This is a genomic window from Streptococcus mitis, from assembly GCF_002096925.1.
Taxonomy (GTDB): domain Bacteria; phylum Bacillota; class Bacilli; order Lactobacillales; family Streptococcaceae; genus Streptococcus; species Streptococcus mitis_AF.
Genome location: NZ_NCVN01000004.1, coordinates 63,857 through 72,621, shown reverse-complemented (window position 1 = coordinate 72,621; position 8,765 = coordinate 63,857). Strand labels below are relative to the sequence as shown.

The window sequence follows — 8,765 nt, the reverse complement described above, 5'->3', positions numbered from 1 at the left end:
ATTTCAACTCCTTTATAGCTACACAAGCGATGAAATATTTCGCCTAAACTACTTCGATATTGATTATAGATAACTTTTCGTCTATACTTAGGGGTGAACACAATGTGATACTTACAGTGCCACTTTGTGTGCGATAAACTATGAGCCTTTTGTGCCATATTTTTCTCCTTTCGCTTTACAATTGGCTTGAACACCTTTATTGTATCGCGTTCGGAGTTTTTTTGGTATAACCTTCGACGCGCACCCGCATAGCGGTGGTTTTTTTGTCTCTCACCTAACGGAGCGAGACGGACTAATAGTCACATAATAAAAAGAAAGGCGAAGTAGCTGAGCTACCTCGTCTTTTTAGTCTTTATAAGCTACGATACCAATGATGGTATCAACTGCACGTTCCATAGTCTGAAGGCTGACGTATTCAAAACGTCCGTGCATATTTTCTCCTCCCGCAAAGATATTAGGAGTTGGGATTCCCATAAAGGAAATCTTAGAGCCGTCTGTCCCTCCACGGATTGGTTCGATTATAGGAGTGATACCCAAATCTTCCATAACTGCTTTGGCAATGGTAATTGGAGTCATATCTTTTTCAATGACTTCTTTCATATTGTAGTACTGGTCTGTCAAGTTTAGGGTGACACGGTCGCTACCAAGTTCTTGATTCATCTTATCAGCGATAGACTGCATAGCTTCTTTACGCGCTTCAAAGGCATCTTTTTCAAAATCACGAATGATGTAGCTTGCACGCGCCTCTTCGACACTACCTGTCACATCCATAAGATGGTAGAAGCCTTGGTAACCTTCTGTTAACTCAGGTCGGTCTTTCTCTGGAAGTTGATTATGAAAATCAATTGCTAGCTGAAGGGCGTTGACCATTTGCCCTTTGGCAGTACCAGGGTGGACATTACGTCCTTGGAAATGCACTTCAGAACCAGCTGCTGAGAAGGTCTCGTACTGAAGTTCACCTAGTGGACCACCATCAACAGTGTAGGCAAAATCCACATCAAAATCATCTGCATCAAATTTATTAGCACCAACACCGATTTCCTCATCTGGACCAAAACCAACACGAATCTCACAGTGTTTGATTTCGGGATGAGCAGTTAGATATTCAATGGCTGTCATAATCTCAGCAATACCAGACTTGTCATCAGCCCCTAGCAAGGTTGTTCCGTCGGTTGTGATGAGCGTTTGTCCTGGATATTTTTCAAGACTCTTAAAGTCAGCTGGATCGAGTTTAAAACCAGAATTTCCAAGTTCAATCACACCACCATCGTAGTTTTCAATTACCTGAGGATTAACTCCTTCGGCATTAAAGTCAGCAGTATCCATGTGGGAGATAAAGCCAATCTTACGCGTTAAAGATGGATCATTGGCTGGTAAGGTCCCAATTGCAAAACCATTTGGCAGATAATAAACATTTTGCAGTCCAACACGTTTCATTTCAGGGATAAGAACATTGGTTGCGAAGTCAACCTGACTCTGTGTACTTGGAGTAGTAGTAGAGTGTTCATCAGAGCGCGTGTTGACCTTAACGTAGGTTAAGAAGCGGTCCAAGAGATTGGGGTAAGTCATAAAAAACTCCTTTTGAATTCATTTTTTCCATTGTATCATAGAAAGAAGAGAAAAACAAAAGACAGAAGATTGAGAATGTCCCTATGTTAGCGTTTACTTATTGGTGAATTCATGATAAAATAAACTTGATAAAAATATCACAAGGAAGAAGTTATGAAAAAAGCAATTTTAATGATGACATTCGGTTCGCCAGAAGAGATTACCTTTGAAGGTGTAGCTGATTTTTTCACAAATATTCGTCGTGGGGTGAGACCTCAAGACCACGAGATTCAAACACTCTATGATAATTATGTACTTATTGGAGGTACGCCTCTGCAAAGAATTACCCGTGAAGAGGTTGCCTTAGTAGAAGCTAGACTGGGGAATGAGTATAGTGTCTATTTTGCCAATAAATTTTCCAGACCTTTTATTCCAGATGTGATTGGTCAAATGGAAGCAGACGGCATTGAACAGTGTATTTGCCTGATTTTGGAGCCCCATTATTCTTTTTACTCTGTCATGGGTTATGAGAAATTTTTAGAAAGCAAGCAAATTCAATTTTTAGTCATTAAGGACTGGTATCAAGAAGAGGCCTTGCTAAACTATTGGGCAGATGAAATTGCTAAGATTTTAAAAGAAGAAGTAAAGCAGGATAGCTTTAAAGTCATCTTTTCAGCCCACAGTGTGCCCATTTTTGCCTTGGATTTTGGTGACCCTTATATCGATCAAATTTTTGAAAATAGCAAGCTAGTTTCTGAAAAACTAGGCTTGAGTTCAGAGCAATATACTAACACTTGGCAGAGTGAAAGTGATATCGGGATTCCATGGATTAAGCCAGATGTTTTAGAGTATCTCAGAGAACAGAAAGAACATCCAGACCATTATATTTTTGTTCCTATCAGCTTCATCAGTGAGCATATTGAAGTCTTGTTTGATAATGATGTGGAATGTTATGACTTATGTCAGGAATTTGGGGTAAACTACCATCGTCCACCAATGCCAAATACGGATTCTCGTTTGATTGATGCTTTGGTCAATACAGTTAGAGTCAATGAAAATCAAGAATTTAAGGAATTTCTTCCAGAAGAAGAAACCTTTGATGAGTTAGTTCCTTCAGACGAGACTAAAAACATTTTGGCCGAATCTCAAGATTTACAAATGCCAGAATTTGTGAAAAAACTGATTGAGAAAAAAGGTCGTGAAAATGTTAAGATGCCTTATTTGATCAAGAAAATGCTAGAGAAAGCAGGTAAGTTGCCGAAAGAGTAAAGAAAAAGGATTTAGCTTTGCGCTAGATCCTTTTAATCGATTATTTTTTCTCAAGAAGGGCTTTGATTTCTTGAAGTACTTCCAACTCAGTTGGAGCAGCTGGAGCTTCCTCAGCAGCTTCTTCTTTCTTAGTAAGGTTTTGAGCTTTTTCCATTGCTTTAATCGCAAAGAATAGCACAGTACCAACTACAAGGAAGTTGATAACAGCACTCAAGAAGTTACCGTAAGCAACACCATTCCATGAAAGTTCAGCAATACGTTCGATTTTTGCAGCTTTCAAAGCAGGGTTCAATAGAAGTGGAGTGATGATATCGTTAACAAATGAAGTTACGATAGCACCAAAAGCAGAGGCAATAATCACACCGACAGCAAGGTCAACAACATTACCACGAAGCAAAAATGCTTTAAGATCTTTTAACATTTTCATAATTTCCTTTCAAAAAAAGTTTATACTTCATTATATATTAATTAAAAAAAGCTTGCAAGATATATGCTCAGAAATTTTATTTTTTAAAAATAAAAACCTTACTAAAAATATAATTAAGGATAATTATCAATAATTGTGCAAGAACTGTTTCGATTGCATTGATTTTGTCAAGATTTTCATTTACGAATTGACCTATGATGTGGGGAAACTGGGTTACAAATAGAAAAGTAAGGAGCAAGTCTAACAGAAAAGTAGAAAGGCGGGCAAGAGAAAATTTCACTAAACGTCTTGGCCAATTCTGCCTAGCTTGCTTAAATACAATCCTATCATTTGTGCTAAAGGCAAATAGGATACCAATAATATTTGCTAGGCCAGTAGCAAGGAGTTCCTGATGACTTAGTTGATAAATGACTAGTCGTGAGAGAATCGAAACTAGAGTTGTTGCAAGGCCAAAAAAGAGATATGCTAAGATTTCATTGTTAAAAAATTTTTGAATAGGTTTTTTCATACTTTTAGTATAGCATAAAGCAAGTTATTGTGCTATACTAGTAAGGTTGATTGAATCAACCCTTGGTGCTTAGCTTCTTTCACCAAGCATATTACACGCGGGCAACCGCCAAAGGAGAAAAGATGAAAAAATTAACTATTCGTGATGTTGCAGATATTGCAATCGTTGCTGCTATCTATGTCGTTTTAACTGTCACACCACCCCTAAATGCCATTAGCTACGGTGCTTATCAGTTCCGTATTTCAGAAATGATGAACTTTATGGCTTTTTACAATCCAAAGTACATTATCGGAGTTACTATCGGTTGTATGATTGCTAATTTCTTTAGCTTCGGACTGCTAGATGTCTTTGTTGGTGGTGGATCAACCCTAGTATTCCTTAGTCTAGGTGTTTGGCTTTTTGCAAAATACAGCAAAGATTACCTCTTTAATGGATTAATTCGAAAAGATCATTTCTTCTTTTCAATCCTCTTTTCAATTTCCATGTTTACTATCGCTGCAGAGTTGAATATCGTAGCGCAATTACCATTTTTCCTTACTTGGTTCACAACAGGGATTGGTGAATTTGCCTCATTAATTATTGGTGCGATTATCATTGGTAAAATTGGTCGTCGAATTGATTTAAGCAAATAGACGAAGAGAAGCTAGGTGGCTCTTACCTGGCTTTTTCTTATGGAAAATTTCTAAGGAAACTTGACAAGTTTTTCTAACTATAGTATACTTCTTAAGTAAGCTGATTTAGCTCAGTTGGCAGAGCGCATCCATGGTAAGGATGAGGTCGCCGGTTCAATCCCGGCAATTAGCATGATATTTACAGAGAAACTCTTGAACACAAGAGTTTTTTTCTTATGCTCGCGAGAAAAAATTCTGACTTTTGTATAATAAAAGTCATCCTGCAAAAATTTTTTATTGACAAAATCACTTATTTCTAGTAATATAATAGGCGCGATGAGTCGATAGGTAGTCTTCGGGCTACTATTGAGCATAAGGAGGTCATAACGCAGGAGCGGACCTTGATGAGTTGTGTGAACCTGCTCATCACATGAAGATGCCTCTTAGTCCCTGGTCTAACGACTGGGGATTTTTATTTTCCAAAATTGATGAAAAAGCTTTGCAATTCATGGAAAAAGTAGTATAATACATCTATTATAGAAATTTTTAGAAAATTCCGAAAGAGGTTATTTATGGGATATACAGTTGCTGTAGTCGGCGCGACAGGTGCTGTCGGAGCTCAGATGATAAAAATGTTGGAAGAATCAACACTTCCAATTGATAAAATTCGTTTACTTGCTTCTGCACGTTCAGCAGGCAAGACTTTGAAATTTAAAGATCAAGATATTACGATTGAAGAAACGACTGAAACAGCTTTTGAAGGAGTTGATATTGCTCTCTTTTCAGCAGGTGGTTCTACATCAGCTAAATATGCACCATACGCAGTTAAAGCTGGAGCGGTAGTAGTAGATAATACATCTTACTTCCGTCAAAATCCAGATGTTCCTTTGGTTGTTCCAGAGGTCAATGCTCACGCACTTGATGCCCACAACGGGATTATTGCTTGCCCTAACTGTTCAACAATCCAAATGATGGTGGCTCTTGAGCCAGTTCGCCAAAAATGGGGCTTGGACCGTATCATTGTTTCAACTTACCAAGCAGTTTCAGGTGCTGGTATGGGAGCAATTCTTGAGACACAACGTGAACTTCGTGAAGTCTTGAATGATGGAGTGAAACCACGTGATTTACATGCGGAAATCTTGCCTTCAGGTGGTGACAAGAAACACTATCCTATCGCCTTCAATGCTCTTCCACAAATCGATGTCTTCACTGATAATGATTACACTTACGAAGAGATGAAGATGACTAAGGAAACTAAGAAAATTATGGAAGATGACAGTATTGCAGTATCTGCAACATGTGTGCGTATTCCAGTCTTGTCAGCTCACTCTGAGTCTGTTTACATCGAAACAAAAGAAGTGGCTCCAATCGAAGAAGTAAAAGCAGCTATCGCAGCCTTCCCAGGTGCTGTTCTTGAGGATGATGTCGCTCATCAAATTTATCCTCAAGCCATCAATGCCGTGGGTTCGCGTGATACCTTTGTTGGTCGTATCCGTAAAGACTTGGATGCAGAAAAAGGAATTCACATGTGGGTTGTTTCAGATAACCTTCTCAAAGGTGCTGCTTGGAACTCAGTTCAGATTGCAGAAACTCTTCACGAACGTGGATTGGTTCGTCCAACAGCTGAATTGAAATTTGAATTAAAATAGTCATATAATTTAGGAGTTCAGATGAACTCCTTCTTTGAAATAGAGAGGTGTTTCTCATGTCTTATAAAGATTTAAAAGAGTGTAAAATCATCACAGCCTTTATTACTCCCTTCCACGAGGATGGTTCCATCAACTTTGATGCCATTCCAGCCTTGATTGAGCATCTGTTGGCGCATCATACGGATGGAATTCTTCTCGCAGGGACGACAGCTGAGAGTCCAACTTTGACTCACGATGAGGAATTGGAGCTATTTGCAGCTGTACAGAAGATTGTCAATGGACGTGTACCTTTGATTGCGGGTGTGGGTACTAATGATACGCGTGACTCTATTGAGTTTGTCAAAGAAGTAGCGGAATTTGGCGGTTTTGCGGCTGGGCTTGCTATTGTACCTTACTACAACAAACCTTCTCAAGAAGGAATGTATCAGCACTTTAAAGCTATTGCAGATGCTTCTGACCTACCAATTATTATCTATAACATTCCAGGTCGTGTGGTTGTCGAATTGACTCCAGAAACTATGCTTCGCTTGGCTGATCATCCAAATATTATCGGTGTCAAAGAATGTACTAGCTTAGCTAATATGGCTTACTTGATTGAGCACAAGCCAGAGGAGTTCTTGATTTATACAGGTGAGGATGGAGATGCTTTCCATGCCATGAACCTTGGTGCTGACGGGGTTATTTCTGTTGCTTCTCATACAAATGGGGATGAAATGCACGAGATGTTTACGGCCATTGCAGAAAGCGATATGAAGAAAGCTGCAGCTATTCAGCGTAAATTCATTCCTAAGGTCAATGCTCTCTTCTCTTATCCAAGTCCTGCTCCTGTTAAGGCGGTTCTTAACTACATGGGATTTGAAGCTGGACCAACTCGTCTACCTCTAGTTCCAGCACCAGAAGAAGATGCCAAACGCATTATCAAGGTTGTCGTAGATGGCGACTACGAAGCAACCAAGGCAACTGTAACAGGGGTCTTAAGACCAGATTACTGATAAAGACAATAAAATCCATGACCGCAACAACGATCATGGATTTTCCTATTTTCCTAAACAGAATTGGCTAAAAAGTTGGGTAATAAGTTCATCAGGAGCAGCATCTCCAGTGATTTCTCCGAGGAGTTCCCAAGTACGAGTCAAATCAACTTGAAGCAAATCAACAGGCATCCCCAGTTCAAGACCTTCATTAACAGCTTGTAGGCTTTCAACAGCCTTCTCAATCAAGGAAATGTGACGGGCATTTGACAAGTAAGTAGCGTCTTGCTCAACCAAACCAGCATTTTCAAAGAAGAGGTTGTTAATACGTTCTTCAATCTTATCAATATTTTGGTTTTTTAGGACTGAAATACGAATAACGTCTTCAGGAAGTTCTGAAGTTTCAATCGCTTCAGGCAGGTCGGTTTTATTAAGTAGAATAATACGGTTTGTATCTTGGCTAATCTCAAGAAGTTGGCGATCTTGGGCAGTTAAGGGCTCGCTAGAGTTTAGTACTAGCAGCACCAAGTCAGCTTCCTTAAGAGCTTTTTTCGAACGCTCAACACCTATTTGTTCCACGATGTCATCCGTTTCACGAATACCAGCTGTGTCAATCAATTTTAGAGGAACACCGTTGATGTTGACGTATTCTTCAATGACATCACGTGTCGTACCAGCAATATCGGTTACGATTGCCTTGTCTTCACGTAAGAGGTTGTTGAGAAGGCTTGATTTCCCAACGTTGGGACGGCCGATGATTGCTGTAGAAATTCCCTCACGGAGGATTTTGCCGCGACGGGCTGTTCTAAGGAGATTGGTTAGCAATTGCTCAAACTCCATTGTCTTCTCACGGACAACAGCAGTAGTGGCTTCCTCAACATCGTCGTACTCAGGATAATCGATATTGACTTCAACTTGGGCAAGTGTATTGAGGATTTCTTGACGGGTATTATTGATAAGATCAGAAAGGGAACCATCAAGTTGTTTGACCGCAATGTTCATGGCCTTGTCTGTCTTGGCGCGGATGATATCCATCACCGCCTCGGCCTGTGTCAAATCTACGCGACCGTTTAAAAAGGCACGTTTGGTAAATTCACCAGGTTCTGCCATGCGAGCCCCTTCACGAATCGCTAGTTGTAATATTTCATTAGTGACTGCAATCCCACCGTGAGTGTTAATCTCGATAATATCCTCACGAGTGAAGGTCTTTGGAGACTTCATAGCCCCAACCATAACCTCGTCCATGACTTTTCCTGTCTGAGGATCAATAATGTGACCGTAGTTGAGAGTGTGGCTGGCAACTTTGTTCAAGTCTTTTCCTTTAAAAATCTTTTGCGCAATTGCAAAACTTTCTGTTCCGCTCAGGCGGACAATACCGATAGCCCCTTCACCTAGTGGAGTAGAGATGGCAGCGATGGTATCAAATTCACGTGTAATCATAATGTTTCCTTTAATTAAATAGCTCTTTTCTTGGAAATTTTTCCAAGTATCCTTTCAAATTGTAACAAATTTGAACTATTTCTTCAATGGATGCTACTTGGAGATTGAAAAAGCCTAAGCAATTCTGCTTAAGCTAGCTTATTTGGTGCGCATTTCACCTTGAGGGAAGTAAGTTCCTTCTGGCATGTCGTTGATGATGACATGGACAGCAGATTGAGGTGCTCCAGTGTTACGGACAACAGCTTCCGTTACTTCCTTAGCAAGAGCTTTCTTTTGCTCGAGCGTGCGTCCTTCAAATAAATCGATGCGTACAAATGGCATAATGGCTTCCTCCACTAGTTT

10 protein-coding genes, 1 tRNA gene and 1 riboswitch are annotated in these 8,765 nt (G+C 39.8%); of the genes, 5 read left to right on the top strand and 6 right to left on the bottom strand.

The genetic code is table 11. From position 1 onward, the window contains the following. Both B7692_RS01190 and pepT read right to left on the bottom strand, forming a co-directional pair. The coding region (locus B7692_RS01190; RefSeq protein WP_205008222.1) for a transposase at window positions 1–158 on the bottom strand (158 nt) is incomplete at its 3' end. 187 nt (window positions 159–345) lie between these two features. Further along, complete coding sequence (pepT, locus tag B7692_RS01185; protein ID WP_084929669.1) at window positions 346–1,569, bottom strand: peptidase T; 1,224 nt, start codon at window positions 1,567–1,569, stop codon at window positions 346–348. Between the two features lie 153 nt (window positions 1,570–1,722). Here pepT and hemH point away from each other — a divergent pair, with 153 nt between their 5' ends. Then, window positions 1,723–2,817, top strand: a complete 1,095-nt coding sequence (hemH, locus tag B7692_RS01180; protein ID WP_084929668.1) for a ferrochelatase — start codon at window positions 1,723–1,725, stop codon at window positions 2,815–2,817. A 40-nt stretch (window positions 2,818–2,857) separates the two neighbouring features. Here the strand turns inward: hemH and mscL are convergent, their stop codons facing one another. Together mscL and B7692_RS01170 are read right to left on the bottom strand one after the other, a co-directional pair. Next, a complete protein-coding gene (gene mscL, locus B7692_RS01175; RefSeq protein ID WP_084929667.1) occupies window positions 2,858–3,238 on the bottom strand; it encodes a large conductance mechanosensitive channel protein MscL in 381 nt (126 codons plus the stop codon). A gap of 82 nt (window positions 3,239–3,320) precedes the next feature. Then, window positions 3,321–3,752: a GtrA family protein gene (locus B7692_RS01170; protein WP_084929666.1), complete on the bottom strand. Its 432-nt coding sequence runs from the start codon at window positions 3,750–3,752 to the stop codon at window positions 3,321–3,323. A gap of 28 nt (window positions 3,753–3,780) precedes the next feature. Then, window positions 3,781–3,877: riboswitch (PreQ1 riboswitch) on the top strand. On the opposite strand from B7692_RS01170, the gene B7692_RS01165 reads away from it, so the two are divergent. From B7692_RS01165 to dapA, 4 genes are all read left to right on the top strand, one after another. Then, window positions 3,875–4,384: a QueT transporter family protein gene (locus B7692_RS01165; RefSeq protein WP_000737072.1), complete on the top strand. Its 510-nt coding sequence runs from the start codon at window positions 3,875–3,877 to the stop codon at window positions 4,382–4,384. It overlaps the preceding riboswitch by 3 nt. A 99-nt stretch (window positions 4,385–4,483) precedes the next feature. After that, window positions 4,484–4,556: transfer RNA gene (locus B7692_RS01160), tRNA-Thr, on the top strand. A 379-nt stretch (window positions 4,557–4,935) separates the two neighbouring features. Next, a complete protein-coding gene (locus tag B7692_RS01155; protein ID WP_000542462.1) occupies window positions 4,936–6,012 on the top strand; it encodes an aspartate-semialdehyde dehydrogenase in 1,077 nt (358 codons plus the stop codon). 56 nt (window positions 6,013–6,068) lie between these two features. Next, window positions 6,069–7,004: a 4-hydroxy-tetrahydrodipicolinate synthase gene (dapA, locus tag B7692_RS01150; protein ID WP_004254315.1), complete on the top strand. Its 936-nt coding sequence runs from the start codon at window positions 6,069–6,071 to the stop codon at window positions 7,002–7,004. Window positions 7,005–7,049: 45 nt separating this feature from the next. On the opposite strand, the gene mnmE is transcribed toward dapA, so the two are convergent. Continuing rightward, a complete protein-coding gene (mnmE, locus tag B7692_RS01145; protein WP_084929665.1) occupies window positions 7,050–8,423 on the bottom strand; it encodes a tRNA uridine-5-carboxymethylaminomethyl(34) synthesis GTPase MnmE in 1,374 nt (457 codons plus the stop codon). Window positions 8,424–8,561: 138 nt separating this feature from the next. Next, the gene (locus tag B7692_RS01140; protein ID WP_001117401.1) at window positions 8,562–8,744 is read right to left on the bottom strand and encodes a 4-oxalocrotonate tautomerase; all 183 of its coding nucleotides are present in this window, start codon (window positions 8,742–8,744) and stop codon (window positions 8,562–8,564) included. Window positions 8,745–8,765: the final 21 nt, after the last annotated feature.